Raw genomic sequence first — 21,171 nt, 5'->3', positions numbered from 1 at the left:
TAGGTCATAGTCTGTCCTCAGTGGCCGGTAAAGTTGTCGGTGATCCGTTCGGCGATTTTCGTCGCGGTGGCAAGGGTTCCGGTGTCGGGGACGACCTCGGCGGCCAGCCTGGCGGCGAGCGCGTCGGCGAGCGCGTCGGCGGCGATGATCGGCTCGCCGGTGAGCAGCATCCGCATCGCCGTGGCCTTGCCGGCCGCGTGCACCAGCCGCTGGGTGCCGCCCGCGCCCGGGATCACCCCGAGGGTCACCTCGGGCAGCCCGCCCTTCGAGGCGGAGTAGGCGGTCTGGCCGATCTGCCTTGCAAAGGCCGCGGTCGACGCGGTGTTGACGATGACGGCTTCTCGGATACTCATGCTGTCCGACGGTACGGCAGGCTATACAAACGGTCAGCTGATCATCCTGCTCGCCGACCTCACCCTCAGCCAGGTCCGCGACCTACGTGCCGCCGGCATTTCCACCAAGCCCGATCCAGAGCACACCCAGGCGCTGGGCATCCTGATCCGCGAACTCGGCCCTCGCCCGCTGCAACCCATGGTCGAGCAGTTCTGGAACCGCCTCGCCCAGGACGCGCCCACCGCCGGACCACCGCCAGAGCTGGAGATCAAAATCAGACCAGTCCCGTGACCCTGACGCAGGGCTCCGGCGTGCCTGCGGTGACGTTCTCCCGTGCCGCGGCGGGTGCGGCCGAACCCAGCTGCGTGTTCCGCCCCGGTTCAGCCTGACCACCCGGTTCAGCCGCGCAGCGCGGAGCGGTCGGTGAAGCTTCGGCTGCAATTCGGAGGCAAGAGGTATTTTGCGGGGGCTTCCCGACAGCGGACCGGATGCGGATCAAATATTCAGAGGAGGCCGATGGTGAGGCGTCGTGGCTGGCTCCCGGTAGCCGCGTGTGTGGGGATCGGCCTCAACAGCATCCGGCTGCGCGGCCGGGTAGGTGCCATCGACGTCATCGAATCGGTGGACCATGGGCCCCCGGGGGGCGCGCCCGGCTCGGACGACCCTCACGCGCAGCGTCCGCCGTACGTCCTCCTCCTCGCTTCCGGAGTGCGTCTCGGCCCCGAGCATCGCCGCGCGGCCGACGCGTACGCGCGTCGGCACGGCTGCGAGGTCCTCGACCTGGTCCCGGCCGAGATGTCGGCGCACCGGATCCTCGACCTGGCGCGGATGGTCGACCCGTCCACCTACCGGTCAGCCCGGCTGGCCCGCGGTCGCGGTGCCTTCCAAGCGGTGCTCGTCGATGCAGAGGTGCTGGCCCGCACCGGCCTCACCACCGCGGACAGCACCGATCTCACCGACCTCACCGACCTCACCGAGGCCGAGCTCGTGGCCGTGCTCGAGACGTGCAAACGGCACGCCGCCGCGTCCACCGACCTCGCCGTGCTGCCCGGCCTGGTCGGTGCCGAGCCGGACGACGGGCGCACCCGGCTGTCCGTGCACCGCGCCGCCTATGCGTGGGAGCCCGCCAGACGGGTGCTGCCCGCGCTGCGGGACGCCGCCATCCTGCTCGGGGCTACCAGCAACCCGCTCGCGGCACTCGCGGCGGTGACGATGTCCTGGCTGCAGCCGGTCGCCGTGGGCGGTAGCCGACTATTGGTGACGCCCGGGACGCTGCGGCGCAGCATGCTGACGCGGCGACGCGGCGCCCTCCTCCAGCTGGTGGGGATGCCGAGCCGAACCCGTGATCTTCTCGGCGCACCGACCATCGGCCCGGACCCGGCGACGTGCCCGCGGGCTCCGCGACCGATCAGAACGGCGGGCAGGCTCACCCCCACGGAGATCGCCGAGAAGAGATCCCAGTACCGGCGGGAGCTCGCCAGGGTGACCCGCAAAGTCTGTTTGTGCAGGTAGACGGTGTGAGACGGGGTGCGGGGGGCTGGGGCCGGTGGTGGTGTGAGGATCCGGGCCCGGCTGCTGTTTCGTCGCTGTGAGTAGCGCGTGTGAGGGTGGGTTCCGGCGCCGGCGGAAACGCCACCGATGACGTTCTGTGACAGCCGGTGGGGTGGGTGGGGCGGTGGGGCCGTGGGGTCCGGGGGAACAACGGCGGGCCACCACGGTGAGGGTGGCTGCGGTGAGGCAACGGGGTCCCGGTAGGACGGGGATTGCCTAGATCACCAGCCGTAGGGAGCCCCGTTGCCGGTCCAGTCTCGCATGCCCGTCACTCCCACCGATCTCGGACAGGCCGGGTCGGGGCAGCTGGTCCGGATGCGGCGGTCGCTGCGGGTCCTGGGGGCGCACGGCGGTGAGGTGCAGGGGCTCGCCGACGTACTCGCCGGGGTGCCTGACCCGCGGGACCCGCGAGGGATACGTCACCGGCTCCCGGTGATCCTGGGACTGTCCGCCGCAGCGGTCGCCGCGGGGGAGAAGTCGGTGGAGGAGATCGCGGCCTGGGCTGCGCACGCCCCGACGCAGGTCCTGACCGCTCTCGGGGCGCGGGTCCATCCGGTGACCGGGCAGCCGCAGGCACCGTCGGTGGACACGATGATCCGGGTCCTGTCCGCGGTGGACAGCTCGGCGCTGGCGAGGGCGGTCGGGATGTTCGCCGCGGCCCGCGCCCGCCAGGCCCGTGGTGGTGGGCGGCGGGTGGTCGCGGTCGACGGGAAGACCCTGCGTGGCGCGGCTGGGCCTGAGGGGCGGGCACCGCACCTGCTCGCGGTCGCCGAACACGGCACGGGTGTGGTGCTCGCCGAGCATGAGGTCGGCGCGAAGACGAACGAGGTCACCGCGTTCGCACCGCTGCTCCGCGAACTGCATTCCCATGATCCGCTGGATGGGGTGGTGGTAACCGCTGATGCGTTGCACACGACCCGCGCCCACGCCGACCTGATCGTCACCGAGCTGGGAGCGCACTTCGTGTTCACGGTGAAGGCGAACACCCCGGCGTTGTCGGTCGACTGCCACCAGGCGACCGACTGGACGAAGATCCCGATCGGGCACAGCGCCGAGGGCAGGGCCCATGGACGGTTCGAACGACGCACCATCCAGCTGGCCCAGGCCAGCGAGGCGATCCGTGCCCGCTATCCCCACGCCCGCACCGTGGCGCGGATCCGCCGTCATGTCCGGCGGACCGTGACCACCGGCACGGGCCGGGCCCGGGTCACCCGGACGATCCCGAGCACTGTCACGGTCCACGTCCTGACGAGCCTCACCCTCGACGCGGTCACACCCGCTGATCTCGCGGGCTACGCCCGAGGGCATTGGACGATCGAGAACAAGGTCCACTGGGTGCGCGATGTGACGTTCCGTGAGGATGCCTCGCGGGTTCGGACCGGCCCACTGCCCCGCATCATGACCACACTCCGTAACCTGATCATCGGGCTGATTCGCCTCGCTGGCCATAACCGCATCGCCCCGACCATCCGCAGAATCCGACACGACAACGCCCTGCTCCTGGCCATCCTCACTCTCGACAACCCCGCTGACCTGCATCAATGACTTTGCGGGTCACCCTGGGGAGCTCGCCGGCGGTCTTGACCGGTTCCTCGAGTCGCCTCGCACGACCTGCCCGTGGTGCGGCGGAAACGACCTCTCCGTACGCATGAATGGCCGCGACGTCTCCCAGGGGAAGCCCGGCCGGTTCCGCTACGACCGGTGCGGCGACTGCGGCCACGTCTTCCAGAATCCCCGACTCTCCTTCGAAGGTCTGGACTTCTACTACCGGGACTTCTACGACGGGCTCGGCGCCGCCATGATCGAGGAGGTCTTCGGATTCAGCCCGGGCCCTTATCTCCACCGGGCCAGCCTGTCGATACCGACGCCCCGTCGCTGGTTGGACGTGGGAGGCGGCCATGGACATTTCTGTAACGTGGCGAGAACGGTCTGGCCGACGACGTCGTTCGACGCACTCGACATCGGGGCGGGCATCGAGGAGGCGGAACGCCGACGCTGGGTGGATCGGGCCTACCGCGGATTATTTCCCGATATCGCCGCCGATCTGGCTGACCAGTACGACGTCATCAGCATGTTCCACTACCTCGAACACACCCGGGATCCGCTGGCCGAACTGGATGCCGCCGCACTCGCGCTGGCCCCGGGCCGCCATCTGCTGCTCGAGGTACCGAATCCGGAGAGCCCCGCGGCCCGTATGTACCGCCAACTGTGGCCGGGATGGCTGATTCCGCAACATCAGCACCTTATGCCGGCGGCCAATCTGGCGGCTGCCCTGAGCGAACGTGGCTTCGCGGTCCAGGAGATCCGGTTCGGTGACGTCCATCAGCGGGGGGACCCGGTGATGGCCCTGTACGGGCTGCTCCAGACTGTCGCGCCGTCACCGTCCTCAGCGTGGCGCACCGAGGAGGAGCCGGGCCGCCCGCGGAGGGTCCGGGCGCTGACCGCGGCCGCCATGGTCCCCGCATTCGTGGCAGGCCTGGCCCTGGACGCGATGAGCCGGCCTTATCTGACCGCCGGCAGCCGGTCGAACGCCTACCGCATCCTCGCCCGCCGGAGGTAAGCCGGAGCGCCACATTCCCGCCACCCGCGCGTGATGGCCATGAAACGTGAGTGCCGGACACCGCAGCGCCATGGTGTCCGGCACCGCGCCGGCCAAAGAACCCGGGCGGGCATTGCCGATCGGAATCCGTTCCGGACACCCTCGCCAACGCCGCTACACGTTTCTCCTAGCGGTTCGCCATATTTCAGTGGCGCTCCGTCCAGGTCCTCTCGTCAGCTCAGGCCCAGTCCCAGTTCCAGTCCCAGTCGTCCTTCTGGTGCCCACCCTTGTCGTCCCGGCCCTTCTTGTCCTTACCGTCCCAGTCCTTCTTGTGCTTGTCGTCCCGTCCCTTCTTGTCCTTACCGTCCCAGTCCTTCTTGTCCTTGTCGTCCCGGCCCTTCTTGTCCTTACCGTCCCAGTCCTTCTTGTCCTTACCGTCCCAGTCCTTCTTGTCCTTGTCGTCCCGGCCCTTCTTGTCCTTGGCCTCCCAGACCTTCTTGTCCCAGCTCTCCTTCTCCCAGCGAATCTTGGTCCAGTGCTCCTTGACGACGTGCTTGGTGACGTGCTTGTCCTTCGGGCCGTCGTGACCATCGAAGGCCAACGCGCTCGTGGCCGCGGGCCCCGCGGCGACGACCAGAGCCGCCGTCGTGGACAGAGCGACAACTGCGGCTTTTCTCCTTGCGGAACTTCCCATGATTCCCCCATGGCTAATAGAAAATGACCAAATACTGCCGGCGGTGGAGGCCATTTCGGCCAGCGAGAACCGAAATTGGATCACCGGCCGAGCTCGAGCGATCCGCACTCAGGCTGATTTCCGCGGAGAAACGCGCTTCCACGTAAGTGACACAGCCCGCCCCGGGATCCTGGGATCTTCCCCTCCCGGCACCTCCGACTACGGAGAGTAGCGTCGCCGTTGCCAATAGGTGGGAGGCGCGCATGATCGACTCGGGTGAGTCCATCCGGGTGGCTCCAGCGGAGTCCTCGACGGCGACACCACCTGACGGATCATCTGACAGCCCCACGATGGGGCGCCGATCGGGAGGCATCGGCATCAGCCGGCCCGTTCGTGGCGGGGTTACTGTTCGCTGGCTGTTCCGATCGGCATCGAAAAACTGGTAGAAATTGCACCCGCCGACTCGCCGATCATGATCGACCGGTAATTGACCGATATTCCTGGCGGCGGCGCGACAACCTCCCTAGGCTGCCTTCATGACGGGTTACCATCTGGCCCAGGTGAACATCGCCCGACTGCTCGCGCCGCCCGGCTCCTCCGCGCTGACCGACTTCGTCGCCGGTCTCACCCCCACCAACACGCTCGGCGACCGGCAGTCTGGTGTCGTCTGGCGCCCGCGGCCCGAGGATGGCGACACCGCCGTGCGCACGTTCGTGTGGGAGGGCGACGGCGACCATGCGATCATCGTGAACCTGACCGTGTGGGAGTCGGTGGAGGCACTGGCCAACTTCGTCTTCCATAGCGGCCACGGGGCGTTCCTACACCGTCGGCGCGAGTGGTTTCATCCCATCCAGCGGACGACCAACGCCCTGTGGTGGGTACCCGCCGGGCATCGGCCGGGGACGGACGAGGCCGAGGACCGGGTTCGTCACCTGCGGGCCCACGGCCCGACCGCCACCGCCTTCACGTTCCGGCTGACGTTTCCACCGCCGGACCGGCGGATCTCCCTGGTCCCGGGAAACGGCCCGGAGAACACCGCCGAGCAGCCGGGCCGAGCGGCACCGAGAAACGCGGCAGCCGGAGGCTGATCCGGCGCGACAGGCTCCCGTGCCGAGGACGTGAAAAAAATATGTCGGGAAGATATACGGAAAACACGCATGAAACCCTTTTCAGGGGACGGCCGGGTCGGTGTGGTCGATCCAGTCGGACAGAATGGCACCGAAGACGGCCGGATCCTCCGCACGGTTCCAGAACGCGGTGGCGGCCTGGACCGCGGTGGCCCCGGCCAGCAGGTAGTCGGCGACGTCACGACCGCCGGTCACACCCCCAACCCCGATGATGTCCACACTCTCCGGGAGCAGGCGGCGTAGCTGGCGCACCTGACCGAGCCCGACGGGCTTGAGCGCCGGCCCGCTCATACCGGCGAGCTCGACGTCGACGACTGGTCGGTGCGCATCGTCAACGGCGAAGGCGTTGGGGAAGGTGTTCACCGCCGTGACAAACCGCGGGCCACCGGGACGCGCGGCAACCTCATCGATCACCGTTGCGAGCTCCACCAGGGCCGACGGATCGGAGAACGGCGAGATCTTGACTCCGTAGGGGACGCGTCGGGCCGGATCGGCACCAGCCTGCGCCACCAGCGTGTCGCCCACCGCCGTGCAGATCGTCGCGGTGTGCCCGGGATCGAAGCAGGCGATGCGTTTCTGCGTTCCGCCGTCCCAGATGTTCGGGCAGGCCAGGTTCAGTTCGATCAGGTCGACCCCGGTCCGCGCCACGACCGCGGAGATCTCGCGGTACTCGTCAACACCGAACCCGGCGACGCTGACGGTCAACGGCTTGCCCGCCCGGTGAGCGCGCCGCACCATACCGGGCAGATGCGCGGCATAGTAGTCCAGCCCGCGGTTGGGAAGCCCGAGCGCGTTCAACGAGTAGACCCGGCCGGGCCAGTAGACGTTGCCGGAGTTACCTGACCGCGGTTCCCGGGTAATCGAACCAACGACGATCATCGAGACCGCCGACCGGGCGAACGTCTCGACATCCTCGGCGGTCTTGCAGGTGCCAGCCGCGTTCATGATCGGATGTTCCAGGGAGACACCGCACAGACCGCTCATGACCCTACCCTAGGGTTTTCGCCTGGATCAGGTTCGTGACCGGCAATCGATGATCCGGGTCGCTACCCTCATGCCACGGCGGAGGTTTTTCCGTGGCGCGCCCGCAAACGGTCGATGGCCTTCTGGTAGACCTTCTCCCGCAGGGCGGCGATACGCAGCGGCTCGAGCTCGGCGGTGCCGACCCGACCGCGGGCACCCACCGTCTCCGCGAGCTCCGGGTCGGTGAGGAAAGGTTCCAGGGCGTCGGCGAGTGCGGGGGCGTCCTCCGGCGGAACGACCGTGCCGCCCTTCCATTTCGCCACCCAGGTGGCCACCCCGGTCGTCGCGGTCGCGACGACCGGGCGTCCCGAGGCCATTCCTTCGAGACCCGCGATGGAGAAGCTCTCGAACCGGCTCGGCACGACGACCACCCGTGCCTCCTCATAGGCCTTGACCAGCTCGGGACGGGTCAGGTGGCCGGCGAAACGGCAGGTGACGCCGAGTTTGACCGCCTGCTGCTCCAGCCAGGTCCCGGTCGCCACGCCCTCGATCGTGCCCGAGGACTGACCGGCGAAGACCACCGTTACCTCGACACCCCGTTTCTTCAGCAGCGCGGCCGCCTCGATCAGGACGTCCAGCCCCTTGCGCCATTCGAGCCGTCCGACGACGAGCAACGTCGGGTCGGTGTGCCGGGGCGAAGCCACCTCCATGTACGGGGACCGGTCGAACGGGTAAGGAATGACGTCCGCGTCGGTGTCCTTATCCAGCCAGCCGAAACCGCGCAGCGTGGTGACGATCAGCTCGGAGGGAGCGGTGCGCGCGTCGGCGCGCAGCGCGGAGAACCGGTCGATCCGGTCGGCCACCGCGCCCCTGCCGTGCAGCCGGCCGTCCCGCAGACGCACGTCCATCATCGTCGGGGTGTGCAGGTGGATCACGAGGGGAATATCGCGGCGCAGGGCGGTACGCAGGCCCCGGGTCTCGCCGTCCTGAGTCTCGATCACGTCGGGACGCAGACCGAGACGACGCAGCCAAAAAGCATAGGAGACCGCGAGAACGAACCGCAGGGAGAGCGAATCGCGAGGATGGTTCTCCCCCTGAAACGACCGGCCGAGCGGACCGAGAAACCTGGTGACGGGCAACCGCAGGAGCGGCCGCCGGTGCACCATCACTCCGTCATGATCTTCGTCCGTGCGGTAGCGCCCCTGGGCGCAAAGGATATGAACCCGATGACCGAGCGCGACCAGGGCGTGAGCGATGTCGTGTGTGTAGACTCCCGCCCCGTCCCAGATGATCGGCGGATACTGCTCGCACAAGAAGACGATCTCCATACCCAATCCCCCACCGCGAGCGAACTTCGGTCGGCTCACCTTATCGCTACGATAACCGGTCGCTGCGGGGGGTTTTGGATTTGCGGCCACTCGCGCCACGTCGACCCACATATAGGGGCATAGCGGTCCCCCTCACGGCCCGGCTCGCGAGGGAGATCGCCGGGATACCTGCTCCGGGGCGTGGGCTACGGGGAGGACTGACCGCTCAGCCGCGCAGCGGCATGGACCGACCGGTCCTGGAACCGTGCGCCGGGGGAACCCCGGTGCCATACAGCCGCGGACCCGACAACCCTCCCGACAACCCTCCCGAACCCGAACCCGGACCAGTGGCCGGCCCTGGCCCGGCACCCGTCGGCCGGGTGACCTTCGGTTCGATCCGGCGCAGCATGACGGCAGTGAGGATCAGTGCCACGACACCGATCAGCACGCAGATCACGATGTCGAGGACCCAGATCGTCACGCTGTGCTTCCACAGCCCGTCGGTCGGGTCGGTCCGCAGGGTCTCGTTACCGAACTTGCTGACGTCGTTGAGATCGTCCGTGGACGCCAGGGCCGCGAACCCCCAGCGAGCCGGGACGAGCAGGCTGATCTGCGCCAGCACGGGACGCCCGACCAGCGAGGTCAGTCCCCCGGAGAACACCAGCTGACCCATCGTGACCAGGACCAGGATCGGCATGGTCTTGTCCGCGTTGTCGATCAGCGTCGAGACCAGCAGACCGATCATCATCGAGGCGAGCGCCGCGACCCCCACCGCGATCAGACACTCCAGCACCGGCGAGCCGAGCACGACCGCCCTCGGCGGGGTCCGGCCCACCAGCCCGATCAGGGTGAAGACAAGACACTGGGCGGTGGTGATCCCGGTCAGCAGAATGATCTTCGATCCAAGGTAGGCGGTGCGGGACAGCCCGATCGTGCGTTCCCGCCGGTAGATCGGCCGCTCCTTGACGATCTCCCGGACCGAGTTGGCCATGCCCATGAAACAGGCACACAGCACCAGAACGAGGAGGACCTTCGTCGCGTCGGTGTTCGGTGCCTGGGGTAACGCACGCAGCCCGTCCGGGGCGCGGATCACCTGCGGGACGACGCCGAGCAGGAACGGGAAGGCGATGATCAGCCGTAAGTACGACCGGTCGGCGAGCACGACCCGCCAGTACCGTCGAGTCAGCGTCGCGAGCTGGGCCCGGACCGGCTGCTGGCGCACGCTGGGCAGCTCCGGCGGTGCCTTGCGCACCGCGGGCGCCACGATCGCGGAGGGTACGAAGAACTCCGAGTCCCGGAACCGCTCCGCCATCTCCTCGCCCGGAGTGGCCTCGAGCTCGCGGAACACCGCCGCGAACTCGCGGAAGTCCTCCTTGCCGAAGAAGCGCAGCGCCCCATCCGCCGGCCCGAAGTAGGCCACGTGCCCGCCGGGCGCGAGCACGAGGATGAAGTCGCACAGGTCCAGGAACAGCACACTGTGGGTGACGACGATGACGGTCCGGCCGGTCTCGTCGCCGGAGCCGGCGCCGCCGCCCTTCGCCAGGCCCCGCAGGGTTTCCATCACGGACTGGTCATTGGCCGGGTCCAGACCGGAGGTCGGCTCGTCCAGGAACAGCAAAGAGGGCCGGGTGAGCAGCTCCAGCGCGACGCTGGTGCGCTTCTTCTGGCCGCCGGAGAGCCGGGAGACCGGTGTGTCGGCGTGCGCGGTCAGTCCAAGCTGGCCGATGACCTCCTCCACCCGGGCCCGCCGCTCCTTGGCGGTGGTGTCGGCGGGGAAACGCAGTTCCGAGCCGTATACCAGAGCCTCACGCACGGTCAGCTGGTCATGCAGCGGGTCGGCCTGCGGCACGTACCCGATCCGGCGTCGCAACTCGTCGTACTCGGCGTAGAGGTCACGTCCCGCGTAGATCACCGATCCCTGGTCCGCCGGTCGGAAGCCGGTGAGAGCGTTGAGCAGCGTGGACTTGCCGGCCCCGCTCGGTCCGACGACACCGAGCAGGGAACGGCCCGGCAGCCGGAAGGTCATGTCGTGCATGAGCTGCTTGGTGCCGGCCCACACCGACAGCGCCTGCGCCTCGAAGGCCACGTCACCGGAGTCGACGTATTCGACGAGCGAGTTTCCCTCGAGCTGGAACAGATGATGGCCGATGGCGATGATGTCGCGTTGTATCACCCGTGCCCGGGTGACCCGGTGGCCGTTGACGAAGGTGCCGTTGGCGGAGGCGAGGTCGATGAGCTCGACGCCGGCCACCGAGATATGCAGCTCGGCGTGATGGCGGGAGGCAAGCAGGTCGCCCACGTTGATGTCGTTGTCGCGGGAGCGGCCCATCCGCACCCGTCCGATCGTCAGCGGATACACGCGCCGCCGGTCGTGCACCATCGTCGCCTGCCCCACGGCCGGGTCGGGCCCGCCCGACTGCGCGGGCGCCGACGGGACGGGCGCCGACGCAGCGCCCGGCGCCGGTTCGGACCACCATTCCATGCCCGGCACCGCCGCGCCCGGCGGCGATGGCAGCGACGGCGACGGCCAAGACGAGGGCGACGGGCCGGCAAGGGGGATGGGCGCCCCGCCCGGGCTGTGGGTCGGCGCGGTCGGCGGGATCATCGGCGGGGCCGGACGCGGAACGAGCACCACCTCGGGTCCGTCCACCGCGCCGAGCCGGAGCCGAAGCTCCCCGGAGACGGCGAGACCGCCCACACGGCAGCCATCCCGCCACAGACCGTTGGCGCTGATGTCCTCGATCCGCCATCCGCCGACGTCGGGATGCAGCACCAGATGCCGGCGCGACACCCGGCCATCGTTGATCACAATGTCGGCCGCACGGGCCCGCCCCACCACGACCGGCTTGTCTCCGGTGAGCGTCACCTCCCCCGCGGGGGTGGTGACATGAAGCGGGGTCGGAACCACCAGCACTCTCCCTCGCTCCTTCGATCGCCAGACGCACCATAGTGTGCCTGTACAGAGGGAATTTTCCTGCCCCTTCCGCAACATGTCCGAAAGCTGACGGCCATGAGACGGGCCACGACGGGTTGGAGCGTGCTGGACCCGGACACCGACCGGTCCGGGGAACGAGGAAATGTGGTGGGCGGGTGGTGGAAATCGAATCAGTTCCAGCGGGCCGCACGGGTGCCGCCGTCGGGCAGGCGGGCGGAACCGACGGCCTGACCGCGGTTGTTGACCGCCGTCGCCAGGCTGCCGCGGCCGCCCAGCGTCCCAAGATCGATGATCCTCCGACCCCGCCAGACGACCGCGTGCATCGTCCGATCGGCGGCCTGGGCCCAGCCGACGACGTCCCCGCGATGGGGGCGAAAGCCTGCCACCTGGCCGGCGTTGCTGATCCGCGCCGGCCCGGAAGCGATCGAGCCGCCGGACCACGGCGCTTAGTGAGACGTCGGTGCCAGATACCGAAGAAAAACCACATCGTCGAGTTGTCGGACCTCGGCAAGGCGAAGGGGCGAGTGGACGTCGTTGGGGAAGACCCCCGGTCCCACGAAGGTCGGCGCATCGCGCTCGCCGACGAAGAACGGGGCGACGGTGAGATGCAGCTCGTCGACCAGGCCGGCGGTGAGGAAGGCCGTATGCAGCGAGGTACCACCCTCCACCAGCAGCCGACGGACGCCACGCCGGGCGAGATCGGTCAGGATGGCGGCGACCTCGACCCGGGGCCGACCGGGGAGTTCGACCAGGATGACGCGCGCGGCGCGGGTAGCGGGCGCGGTGCGGATCGCAGCCGGCGCCGATTGCGGCGTCGACGGCTCGGGAGACGAGGTCGGCTCGGGAGACGAGGTCGGCTCGGCGATCGCCAACGATGATCCAGCCCGACGGTAGATGATCGTCTCGACCGGGTCGGCGGTGAACAGCCGAGCGCTCGGATCGAGGTCTCCCCCGCCGGACAGCACGACCTTGATCGGCGTGGGCGGGCGTCCGGCCGCCTCTCGCGCCACCCGACGGTGCTGCGCGCGCACGGCGAGACGGGGATTGTCCCGCCGGACAGTGGCCGCGCCGACGAGGATCGCGTCACAGCCGGCACGCACCTCGTCCACCCGGTCGAGATCGGCGGCACTGGAGAGGATCATCCGCTCAGCCGAGCTGTCGTCGATGTGCCCATCCAACGACATCGCGCAGCTGCAGATGACGTACGGCCGGCCAGCAACAGCGCCTTGGCCCACAGTGTCATTGTCGACGATGACACTGTCGACAGTGTCATCGTCGACACGCCGGCTCATTCCCATGACGACCATCATCCCAGACCCGACATGCCCGGCAGACCTGTCGGACCGTGGGACTACCGTCAACAGATGTGCGGATCGCAACGTGGAACATCAACTCTGCGAAGGCTCGGCAGGCCCGCCTGATCGAATGGCTCGACCGGGCCGAGCCGGATGTGGTGTGCCTGCAGGAGACGAAGCTGGCGGACGACGCCTTCCTGGAGCTGTTCGACGAGGATCTGTTTCGCCGGGGCTACCGGGTCGCCCATCACGGCGACGGCCGGTGGAACGGCGTGGCGATTCTGTCGCGGGATACCCTCGACGACGTCGCGCGGGGTCTTCCGGGCGATCCGGGCTTTCCCGGTCCCGAGCCTCGCGCCATCGCCGCGACCTGCGGCGGCATCCGGATCTGGTCGCTGTACGTGCCCAACGGCCGGACCATCGACGACCCTCATTACGCCTACAAGCTGGCCTGGCTCGCCGCGCTGCGCGAGGTGGTGGCCGAGGCCACGACCCAGGGCGCGGTGATGACGTTGGGTGATTTCAACATCGCGCCAACGGACGTTGACGTCTGGGACATCACCCAGTTCGAGGGCGCCACCCACGTCACCCCGGCGGAACGCGCGGCACTCGCGGAACTCGTCGACGCCGGGCTCATCGATGTGCTGCGGGCCCGCTGGCCCGACGACGTCGTCTACACCTACTGGGACTACCGCCAGCTGTGTTTCCCGAAGAACCTCGGGATGCGCATCGACCTGGCTCTGGCGACCGCCGACGTGGCGGGCCGCGTGCGCGCGGTCTGGGTGGACCGGGCGGCCCGCAAAGGTGTCGGGACGAGCGACCACGCTCCCGTCATCGTCGATCTGGACACCGCGCCGGACGGCGACATCGGGCCGATGGTGCCGCCTCCGTCGAGTGGCAGCTCGGCCGGACAGTCCGCCCCGGGACGGACCTCCTCCACCGGCACCGGACCGCGCCGCCGCTGAGCCGGGCGGTCCCGGCAGGATCGACCGGTCCAGCGGGGTAGGCCGCCCGGCGCGAGGGAACCGCTGCCCGGCGTGCGGACGTCGGCGTCCGCACGCCGGGTGCGGTCCTCAGGCGGTGGAACCGGCTGCGGCCGGCGTGGCCGGCTCGGCGGACCGCGGCGTCGCGGACTCCGCTGATTCCGCCGGCAGCCCCGGGGAGCCCCCCTCGACGACCTCGGCCGGCCGGGCGTCGCCGACGACTGGGGTGATCTCGATCCGGGTCGCCTTGGGCTCCGCCGCCGCGCCGACGAGACGGACCGTCAGGATGCCCCGGTCGTAAGTGGCCGAGATCCGCTGCGCCTCCACGCCCTCGGGAAGCCTGAACTCCCGGCGGAAGGAACCGTGCCAGCGCTCGCGGTGTACGCGACCGGCGTGCTCACTCTCGCTGCCGGCCGCACGCTTCCCGCGGACGACCAGGCGGCCCCGGTCGATCTCGACCGCGACGTCCCGCTCGACATCGACCCCGGGCAGCTCGAGGTTGATCAGTACATCCGCTCCCTCAGTAACCACATCAGCCGACGGGACGGCGAACTCGGTGACCGACGACCGTCCGGTAAGCACCGGACGCCGCGGGCCCCAGACACGCCGAACGATCTCGTCGAACTCCCGGTCCATACGCCCCAGCGAGGCAAACGGGTCCCACAGGTAGGTGCTCACGATGCTCCCCCTCCAAAAGATTGATCTTTCTAGGGCCGATCTCTGTACATCGATGCCGATCGGGACGCTCCCGCGCCTCAGGCGCTCCCTGGGTGGATCACCTTCGGTTCGATTGCCTCCCGCTCTCACAGTTCATGAGTCTAAGGCGCTCAACCTTGCTGTTGCAAGCGGGGGTAAGGAATTTGTTGGATGTGAGACAGAACACCGAAACGGCGAACGGTCGCAGCGGCCGACCCCGGGCGGCCGGGCGGCGGGGCCCCGGCTCCGGCCCGCCGCGGGCTCCGGGCCGCCGTGACGCCGCGGGCGCCGGGCCGCCGCGGGCTCCGGGCCGCCGTGACACCGTGACACCGCGGAATGGCGGCACCGGATCCGGGCACCATCAGCCGAACCGCCGACCCGGGATCAAATTAGTCCGGGATCACGGCAAATCGTTTGCGCCGTACATACCCGAAGCCCGATTACCACCGACAAACTACCCCTTGAGTGAGGGTTACCGGGAGTGACCACAAGATAGCCACAGCACCGTGGTATAAAGTCGCACGCGCCATACCGGACTGCGTGTTGGGGAGGCTGTTCGTGTACCACGAGCGAACGGTTGCAGCACCGTACGAGGCAGCACCGTACGAGATTGTTGGACGGAGTTACCACAAACGGCCCGTCCCATCGCGCAGCCACCCGGCACCGGCCCCGGCCCCGGCGCATCCGTGACCATACGGGATTCGAGGTCCGCCCCCCGATCAGGGGTAACCAGCCGCATCCGGTTGACGAGATGAGGACCGGCGAGGATACAAGATCATCGTCATCCGCTGTGAGCCGATGACGCCGAGAGAGGACAGGACGAGGGAGTGGCTTTGAACGAAAGCGGTCGGCGCGCGTCCCTTGCGGTCGCGACGCCTGAAGGTGGCGCGTTCTTCCCGGCGTTGCACTTCGACGACCTGCCGGCCTCGGTGGTCAGCCGGTTCCGGGAGGTCGCCACGCACCTGCCCGATACACCCGCGCTGGTCTCGCCCGGCGTCGTCATGACCTTCGCCGAGGCTGATCGCCGGACCGATGACATCGCGATGGCGGTCCTCGGCCGCCTCGACGCGAACGAGGACGGTCCGGTCGCGACCCTGCTGCCGCACAGCGTGGCCGGCCTGCTGGGCGTACTGGGCGTACTGAAAACCGGACGCCCGGTCGTCCCGCTGGATCCGATGGTGCCCGCCGAGCGGATGGCGCAGATCGTTCGGCAGGCCGGCTGCGTGGCCCTGCTGACCGACCTGGGCGACAGTTCCGTGGCCCGCTCGACGGTGGGCCTGCGGCCGGTGGGGACCAACGGTTCGAACGCCACGGCCGAATCCAGCGTGAATCCGGACGCCCTGCTCGCCGCGCTGGCCGGGGGCGGCCCCCGCCACGTCCTGGACCTCGCCGCGGCGGCCGCGGACGGCGCCCGGTGGATCGCGGCAAACGGCGCGGACGCGGTCTGGTGGCCGCAGCCGCTGGTCGACGATCCGGCCTGCATCGTGTTCACCTCCGGTTCGACCGGCGCGCCTAAGGGCGTGGTGTGGACAAACGGCACGTTCCTGTGCGACGCCTACGCCGGCGCCGAACGTCTCGGTTTCGCGCCGGGCGACCGGCTGGCCCTCGTGCTGCCGTACTCGTTCGCCGCCGGCATCACCGTGGTGGTGTTCGGTCTACTCAACGGGGCCGGGGTGTATGCCTATGATCCACGGGCGGCGGGCCTGAGCGGCCTCGCCGACTGGATCTCCTCGCAGCACCTGACCGCGCTGCAGACCACTCCGTCTCTGCTGCGCTCCCTCGTCGGCTCGCTCGAACCGGACCAGGTCCTCGCCGACCTGCGGATCGTGACCACGTGCGGGGAGGCCGTCTACGGACGCGACATCACGGCGCTGCGGCCGCACGTGCCACCGGCGTGTACCTACGTGAACTGGTCCGGTGCCTCCGAGATCGCATCCCTCGGCTTCTTCGAGGTCCCGCCGGGCACGCAGCCGCCCGCGGGCACGGTACCCGCCGGCCTGCCGGCGACCGGCAAGGAGGTGGTACTGCGTCGCGAGGACGGCACGCCCGCCGATCCCGGCGAGGTAGGCGACGTGGAGGTCACCTCGGCCTACCTGTCGGCCGGGTACTGGGGGAACGCGGAGATGACGACGTCCCGCTTCACCCCGCTCACCGATGGCCGGACCACCTGCCGGACCGGCGACGTCGGCCGGTTCGAACCCAACGGCACGCTGATCCTGCTCGGCCGCCGGGACGCGGCGGTGAAGATCCGCGGCTATCTCGTCGAACCGAGCGAGGTGGAGGCGGCGCTGCTGAGCTCCGCGGAGATCGCCGAGGCGGTCGTCACCGCCGTCGCGCATCCTTCGGCGCGGAACCGGCTGGTCGCCTATGTCGTGCCGGCGGTACACGGCAACACCCTGTCCCCGGTCCGAATCCGGCGGAGGCTACGCGAGAAGCTGCCGGTCTGGATGGTCCCGACGACGATCATCCCCCTGGCGGAACTGCCCCGCAACGAACGCGGCAAGGTGGACCGGGGCGCGCTGCCGCCCCCGCCGGAGGCCCCGGCCGTCTCCGCCCGGCCGAGAACGCAGTGGGAGATCGTCGTCGCCGACATCTGGACGCGGGTCCTCGATCTCGAGGAGGTCGGCATCGGGGACGACTTCATGGAGCTCGGCGGCGACTCCCTGGCCGCGAACGAGCTGCTCACCCTGGTCGCGGAGAAGCTCGGGATCACCATGCCGTCATCGGCGCTGGTCGACGCGCCGACGCTGGGCGAGTTCGCCCGCGCGCTGTCACTCGCGCAGCAGTCGGGTCCGCGACACCCCACCGTCGTCCCCCTGCGCACCACCGGCTCGCGGCCGCCGCTGTTCTGCTTCGCCGGGGCCGGCGCGCTCGCCCTCGGCTTCCACTCACTGGCCCGCCGCCTCGGCGACGACCAGCCGGTCTACGCCTTCCAGGCGCATGGGCTGGAGCGGCGGGGCGTCCCGGACTGGAGCGTCGCGCGGACCGCCCGCCGCCACCTGGAGATCATCCGCGTCCTGGCTCCCCGGGGTCCCTACCTGCTCGCCGGGCACTCGCTGGGTGGCCTGATCGCCATGGAGATCGCCCAGCAGCTCGCCGCCGCGGGAGAGGAGGTCGGTTTCCTGTCCATCATGGACACCTACCTGCCGGCCTCGCTGCGGATCGAGTCGGCCGGGTCGGGTAGCGCCGCCGGGTCGGGCGGCGCCGCCGGGTCGTCGAAGGCAGCCGAGGACCACGCGCGCGGTTACCGCGGCCGGCTGGCGCGGTTCACCCAGAAGCTGCTACCGGAACAGCGGGCGAACTTCACCAGCAAGGCGACCCTCAAGAAAATGGTGCAGATTCCGCTCACCGGGGTCGTACAGTTCGGCGGGCTCGAGCAGTTCGACGTCTTCTTCAACCACGGGCGGCTTCTCGAACGTTTCTACCGACCGCGGCCATGGCCCGGCCGGACCCTCGTGTACCGATCGGCGGAGAATCCGGACCCGGAGGACGCATGGTCAGCATTCCTCACCGGGAGCCATGACACCCATTTCGTTCCGTGTGAGCATTTCTACCTGCTCCGCGAACCGCACATCATCAAGATCTCGGAGCATTTCCGGGCCGAGATCGACCGGGTGGTCGCCGGGCTGACGAAGACAGGTCGCCGGGCTGACGAAGGCAGGCTGACCGCGACGGACTGAGCACTCCGTTCGCCTAGCGGCGGTCGGCTGCGTAGGTCACCCTGACGTCGGTAAAGCCCAGCGCGCCGAGTAGACCGCGCAGCATGGCGGTGGTGTTCTTCCTGCCCAGCTCGAGCACCTGACCGTCCGTCTTCGCCGCGTCGGTCATCCGCGCCGACGCGGTCCGGTAGAGCTCCTGGTCGGTGCCGACCCCACCGAACAACCCGCCGACGCGGTTCAGCGCGCCGCGCTGGCGGGCCACCACGTAGCTGTGGTCGAGATCCAGCTCGGGCCTGGACAGCGTCGGGTTCGGCAACTCGATGGTGACCGCACGACGGTCCGGGGAGACGGTGACCGCGTCCTTGCCGAGCGCACCAAAATTGATCACCGAGTCGACGGTACCGACCCCGACGAACAGGGTGCGCTCGCCGCGCAGCGCATCAGGGATCCACTTGCTGTCCTTCTCGAGGTCGACCACCACCTCGAAGTGGGCGCTGGCGGCGTGATAGTCGCTCAGCTCTTCCAGGGAACGCAGCACCGCCGGGGAACTGCGGTCGACCGTCCTCTCCTCGAACAGGTTCGGCAGGCTCGGCCGCCATCCCGCCACCAGGGCGATGCCGGCGAGGACGAGCACGACGACGGCGACGACGGCGATCAACCGCAGTGGGCTGAGCCGGGACGACGGAGACCGCAAAGATCGCGGAGACCGGGTCGAGCGGGTGGGCCGGTCCAGGCCGGACTCGTCGTTCATGGGCGTCTTCTACCCGAAATGGCCGGCAACCACGCCGATGTCGCCGCTATGACTCTCCGGGCGCGATCGTGGAGCCACGCTGGGCGGTACGGGCGAGGATGATCGCCGTACGGTCGTCGCCCTGCCGTCCGGGCGCGTACCGGCGAACCGCGTCGAAGGCGTCGTCGAGCAGCGCCACCGGCGTGCGCGTGGGATCGCGCAGGATCTCGGCGATCAGCCGGTGCAGCCCGAACTGCCGCCCGGCCTCGTCACGTGCCTCCACCAGTCCGTCGGTGTAGGCGAAGAGCACGTCGCCCGGTTCGAGCCGCAGCGTCTGGATTCCCCACGCCCCGGGCTCCGCGAGCAGGCTCGACATCAACGGGCCCGTCGGAGGCAGCCGAACGACCTGCGCCGTTCCCAGCCGGGAACCGACGATGGAACCGGCTCCCGGCACCCGACCGGACCCGGGGCCGGCACCGTTCGCCCCATCCCCCGGCCCGCAGGCCGATCCGACGGCCTGCGCGGATCCGACGGCCTGCGCGGATCCAACAGCAGCCGCCATGACGGATCCGCCCGCCCCGTCACCGGGGCCGCATCCCGGCCGGGCGGGATCGCGGGGTCCGACCAGGTGAGCGGTCGGAGCGGGTACCTGGGGTGAGGATGCCTCGTCGGGAAGCACCGCGTCCGCAGGTACCTTGCCTGTGGGCAGCTCACCCACCCACACCTCGCCCACGGGCGACTCGCCCGCCGACGCCATGTTCCCGGAGTTCCCGGGCACCGCCCGGCGCAGCAGGAGCGCGTCGGGATGACCGGCGTTGACGTAGTACAGGTCCCCGGTCCGCGGGTCGACGACGGCAATGATCGCGGTCGCGAACATCTCCTCGATCTCGCCGAGGTTGTCCACCGTCCACTCCAGGGCCCGACCGGGATCGATCTCCGTCGACAGAGCCGCGTCGAGCAGTTGCTTGAGCCGCAACGCGAAGACCCCGGCCGCGGCTCCATGACCGGAGACGTCACCGACCACGACGGCGACCCGCCCGTCGGGCAGCTCGAAGGCGTCGTACCAGTCCCCGGCAAGTTCGCCCTCGGCCGGATCGACCCGGCCGTGCAGGACCAGGCCGCGGGCCCGCAGGAGCGAGGGCGTGAGCGCGTCCCGCAGTGCGATCACGGCGGGTCCCTGCTGGGCCAGGGCCTCCCACGACCGCTCGTTCTGGCGGACGAGCCGCACCAGCTGGGCGCGCATCGTCTCGACGTCGGCGGCCAGCTCCACGATCTCCTTGGGGCCGACGGAGGGGATCCGGGTGTCGTAGCGACCGGCGGCCACCGCGTTGACGGATCGCTGCAACGCTCCGATCGGGCGGAGCAGCCATCGCCGCGAGATGATCATAATGGTCAGCAGGAAGCCGAGGATGACAAACATCGCGCTGGCCAGCGAGCTCAGCAGCAGCACGGAGGCACTCTCCACCCGCCCGGACGCCTCGACCTGCTCACGGTCGATCGCCGCGGCGAGCTCCGCGACCTCGCGGCGCAGCAGGTCGAAGTCCTGGCGCGCTTTGGTGCGCACGATATCCTGGGCGGTGGCGGTGTCTCCTCTCGCCATCGCGACCAGTTCCGGCCGGACAACCTCGCGACGCCAGTCCCGGTACGCCTGGCCGACTTCCCCGTGCTGTGCGCGCAGCGCAGGGAAGTCGGCCAGCAATGCGTCCAGCCGTGCCGTCAGGACCGGGATGGACCTGGCGGACTCGTTGTAGGGGACCAGGAAACCCCGGTCCCGGGTGATGATGTAGCCACGCAGAGCATTCTCCTGGTCGACAAAGTCGGCCAGGAGCATCGCGGTGGTGGTCGCAGCCGGGTCCAGATGCCTGCTCCGCTCCGTCGCGGCATGACGTGACCGCAGGGCGGAGACCACGGCCAACACCAGCATCACGATGATCGAGATGCTGGCGAGCAGCGTCAGCACCCGGATGCCACGCCGAAGGCCAGCCGTCTCACCCATGTGAAGATTGTCGTCCAGCCGTCGGGCGCCGGTTGTGTCGGGTGACGTGTGGGGTCCCCCGGGGGGCTCGTACGACAGCTACCCCATCTCGCGGCTGGAACGATGAGCGCCGCACTGACTGTGCCGCGCCGGATGATCGCAAACCTCGGCGACGACGCGGACCTGCCCTGGCCCCGGACTTTCGCCAATGATCGTTTGATGACATGTCGGAAATGAGCGAAAATGACGATACGTCGTCACTCTTTCGGACGAGGCGGAAACCTCCGGGTTCCCACGGCACCGAGCGCTCCGGAGTGCCGGGAGCTGGAACGGTGCCCGTGGTCCGCTCGTTAGGCCTGCTGAGCTCGGCGGATCCCGAGCCGGGGACTGGCCCGGCCGCTGCGG

The 21,171-nt window shown here is 69.4% G+C and carries 17 protein-coding genes; 7 read left to right on the top strand and 10 right to left on the bottom strand.

All coding sequences use genetic code 11. The annotated features are described in order from the left end of the window. Positions 1–17: 17 nt before the first annotated feature. Entirely contained in the window at positions 18–353 is a 336-nt protein-coding gene (locus FRANCCI3_RS05965; protein WP_023840467.1) for an enoyl-CoA hydratase-related protein, read from the bottom strand. On the opposite strand from FRANCCI3_RS05965, the gene FRANCCI3_RS05960 reads away from it, so the two are divergent. From FRANCCI3_RS05960 to FRANCCI3_RS05945, 4 genes are all read left to right on the top strand, one after another. Then, positions 352–624 carry a hypothetical protein gene (locus FRANCCI3_RS05960; protein ID WP_049760852.1) on the top strand — a complete coding sequence of 91 codons (273 nt, stop codon included), beginning with the start codon at positions 352–354 and terminating at the stop codon, positions 622–624. The genes FRANCCI3_RS05965 and FRANCCI3_RS05960 overlap by 2 nt on opposite strands. A gap of 225 nt (positions 625–849) precedes the next feature. Then, on the top strand, positions 850–1,845 hold the full coding sequence (locus FRANCCI3_RS05955; protein WP_131728965.1) for a hypothetical protein: 996 nt from the start codon (positions 850–852) through the stop codon (positions 1,843–1,845). A 300-nt stretch (positions 1,846–2,145) separates the two neighbouring features. After that, positions 2,146–3,429, top strand: a complete 1,284-nt coding sequence (locus FRANCCI3_RS05950; protein ID WP_049760812.1) for an ISAs1 family transposase — start codon at positions 2,146–2,148, stop codon at positions 3,427–3,429. Positions 3,430–3,532: 103 nt separating this feature from the next. Next, complete coding sequence (locus FRANCCI3_RS05945; protein WP_011435634.1) at positions 3,533–4,444, top strand: class I SAM-dependent methyltransferase; 912 nt, start codon at positions 3,533–3,535, stop codon at positions 4,442–4,444. A gap of 217 nt (positions 4,445–4,661) precedes the next feature. Here the strand turns inward: FRANCCI3_RS05945 and FRANCCI3_RS05940 are convergent, their stop codons facing one another. Further along, positions 4,662–5,117 (bottom strand): hypothetical protein, encoded by a 456-nt coding sequence (locus tag FRANCCI3_RS05940; protein WP_011435633.1) that lies wholly within the window; start codon positions 5,115–5,117, stop codon positions 4,662–4,664. 515 nt (positions 5,118–5,632) lie between these two features. Here FRANCCI3_RS05940 and FRANCCI3_RS05935 point away from each other — a divergent pair. After that, positions 5,633–6,184 (top strand): DUF3291 domain-containing protein, encoded by a 552-nt coding sequence (locus tag FRANCCI3_RS05935; RefSeq protein ID WP_011435632.1) that lies wholly within the window; start codon positions 5,633–5,635, stop codon positions 6,182–6,184. An 81-nt stretch (positions 6,185–6,265) separates the two neighbouring features. Here FRANCCI3_RS05935 and FRANCCI3_RS05930 read toward each other — a convergent pair whose 3' ends face one another. The 5 genes from FRANCCI3_RS05930 to FRANCCI3_RS05910 all read right to left on the bottom strand — a co-directional run bounded on the left by FRANCCI3_RS05930 (position 6,266) and on the right by FRANCCI3_RS05910 (position 12,726). Beyond that, positions 6,266–7,207 carry a dihydroorotate oxidase gene (locus FRANCCI3_RS05930; protein WP_011435631.1) on the bottom strand — a complete coding sequence of 314 codons (942 nt, stop codon included), beginning with the start codon at positions 7,205–7,207 and terminating at the stop codon, positions 6,266–6,268. 68 nt (positions 7,208–7,275) lie between these two features. Beyond that, positions 7,276–8,514: a glycosyltransferase family 4 protein gene (locus tag FRANCCI3_RS05925; protein ID WP_011435630.1), complete on the bottom strand. Its 1,239-nt coding sequence runs from the start codon at positions 8,512–8,514 to the stop codon at positions 7,276–7,278. A gap of 205 nt (positions 8,515–8,719) precedes the next feature. Beyond that, on the bottom strand, positions 8,720–11,407 hold the full coding sequence (locus FRANCCI3_RS05920; protein WP_011435629.1) for an ATP-binding cassette domain-containing protein: 2,688 nt from the start codon (positions 11,405–11,407) through the stop codon (positions 8,720–8,722). A gap of 191 nt (positions 11,408–11,598) precedes the next feature. Next, positions 11,599–11,814, bottom strand: a complete 216-nt coding sequence (locus tag FRANCCI3_RS05915) for a hypothetical protein (RefSeq protein WP_011435628.1) — start codon at positions 11,812–11,814, stop codon at positions 11,599–11,601. A 60-nt stretch (positions 11,815–11,874) separates the two neighbouring features. Continuing rightward, positions 11,875–12,726, bottom strand: coding sequence for a RibD family protein (locus FRANCCI3_RS05910; protein WP_011435627.1), 852 nt, complete (start codon positions 12,724–12,726; stop codon positions 11,875–11,877). A gap of 68 nt (positions 12,727–12,794) precedes the next feature. Here FRANCCI3_RS05910 and FRANCCI3_RS05905 point away from each other — a divergent pair, with 68 nt between their 5' ends. Then, complete coding sequence (locus tag FRANCCI3_RS05905) at positions 12,795–13,688, top strand: exodeoxyribonuclease III (protein WP_035959179.1); 894 nt, start codon at positions 12,795–12,797, stop codon at positions 13,686–13,688. A gap of 108 nt (positions 13,689–13,796) precedes the next feature. Here FRANCCI3_RS05905 and FRANCCI3_RS05900 read toward each other — a convergent pair whose 3' ends face one another. Further along, complete coding sequence (locus FRANCCI3_RS05900; protein WP_011435625.1) at positions 13,797–14,384, bottom strand: Hsp20/alpha crystallin family protein; 588 nt, start codon at positions 14,382–14,384, stop codon at positions 13,797–13,799. A gap of 845 nt (positions 14,385–15,229) precedes the next feature. On the opposite strand from FRANCCI3_RS05900, the gene FRANCCI3_RS05895 reads away from it, so the two are divergent. Next, complete coding sequence (locus FRANCCI3_RS05895; protein WP_011435624.1) at positions 15,230–18,082, top strand: non-ribosomal peptide synthetase; 2,853 nt, start codon at positions 15,230–15,232, stop codon at positions 18,080–18,082. A 13-nt stretch (positions 18,083–18,095) separates the two neighbouring features. Here the strand turns inward: FRANCCI3_RS05895 and FRANCCI3_RS05890 are convergent, their stop codons facing one another. Beyond that, positions 18,096–18,812 carry a DUF4230 domain-containing protein gene (locus FRANCCI3_RS05890; protein ID WP_011435623.1) on the bottom strand — a complete coding sequence of 239 codons (717 nt, stop codon included), beginning with the start codon at positions 18,810–18,812 and terminating at the stop codon, positions 18,096–18,098. Positions 18,813–18,858: 46 nt separating this feature from the next. After that, positions 18,859–20,787 carry a PP2C family protein-serine/threonine phosphatase gene (locus tag FRANCCI3_RS05885; RefSeq protein WP_011435622.1) on the bottom strand — a complete coding sequence of 643 codons (1,929 nt, stop codon included), beginning with the start codon at positions 20,785–20,787 and terminating at the stop codon, positions 18,859–18,861. Positions 20,788–21,171: the final 384 nt, after the last annotated feature.

Source organism: Frankia casuarinae (assembly GCF_000013345.1).
In the GTDB taxonomy this organism is placed as follows: Bacteria; Actinomycetota; Actinomycetes; order Frankiales; family Frankiaceae; genus Frankia; species Frankia casuarinae.
This window is presented reverse-complemented; position numbering and strand designations above follow the sequence as displayed.

Bases quoted from the DNA above. Each gene is read 5' to 3' on its own strand.
- FRANCCI3_RS05960 (WP_049760852.1), top strand. From the start codon at position 352: ATGCTGTCCGACGGTACGGCAGGCTATACAAACGGTCAGCTGATCATC.
- FRANCCI3_RS05965 (WP_023840467.1), bottom strand. From the start codon at position 353: ATGAGTATCCGAGAAGCCGTCATCGTCAACACCGCGTCGACCGCGGCC.
- FRANCCI3_RS05955 (WP_131728965.1), top strand. From the start codon at position 850: ATGGTGAGGCGTCGTGGCTGGCTCCCGGTAGCCGCGTGTGTGGGGATC.
- FRANCCI3_RS05950 (WP_049760812.1), top strand. From the start codon at position 2,146: ATGCCCGTCACTCCCACCGATCTCGGACAGGCCGGGTCGGGGCAGCTG.
- FRANCCI3_RS05945 (WP_011435634.1), top strand. From the start codon at position 3,533: ATGAATGGCCGCGACGTCTCCCAGGGGAAGCCCGGCCGGTTCCGCTAC.
- FRANCCI3_RS05940 (WP_011435633.1), bottom strand. From the start codon at position 5,117: ATGGGAAGTTCCGCAAGGAGAAAAGCCGCAGTTGTCGCTCTGTCCACG.
- FRANCCI3_RS05935 (WP_011435632.1), top strand. From the start codon at position 5,633: ATGACGGGTTACCATCTGGCCCAGGTGAACATCGCCCGACTGCTCGCG.
- FRANCCI3_RS05930 (WP_011435631.1), bottom strand. From the start codon at position 7,207: ATGAGCGGTCTGTGCGGTGTCTCCCTGGAACATCCGATCATGAACGCG.
- FRANCCI3_RS05925 (WP_011435630.1), bottom strand. From the start codon at position 8,514: ATGGAGATCGTCTTCTTGTGCGAGCAGTATCCGCCGATCATCTGGGAC.
- FRANCCI3_RS05910 (WP_011435627.1), bottom strand. From the start codon at position 12,726: ATGGGAATGAGCCGGCGTGTCGACGATGACACTGTCGACAGTGTCATC.
- FRANCCI3_RS05890 (WP_011435623.1), bottom strand. From the start codon at position 18,812: ATGAACGACGAGTCCGGCCTGGACCGGCCCACCCGCTCGACCCGGTCT.
- FRANCCI3_RS05885 (WP_011435622.1), bottom strand. From the start codon at position 20,787: ATGGGTGAGACGGCTGGCCTTCGGCGTGGCATCCGGGTGCTGACGCTG.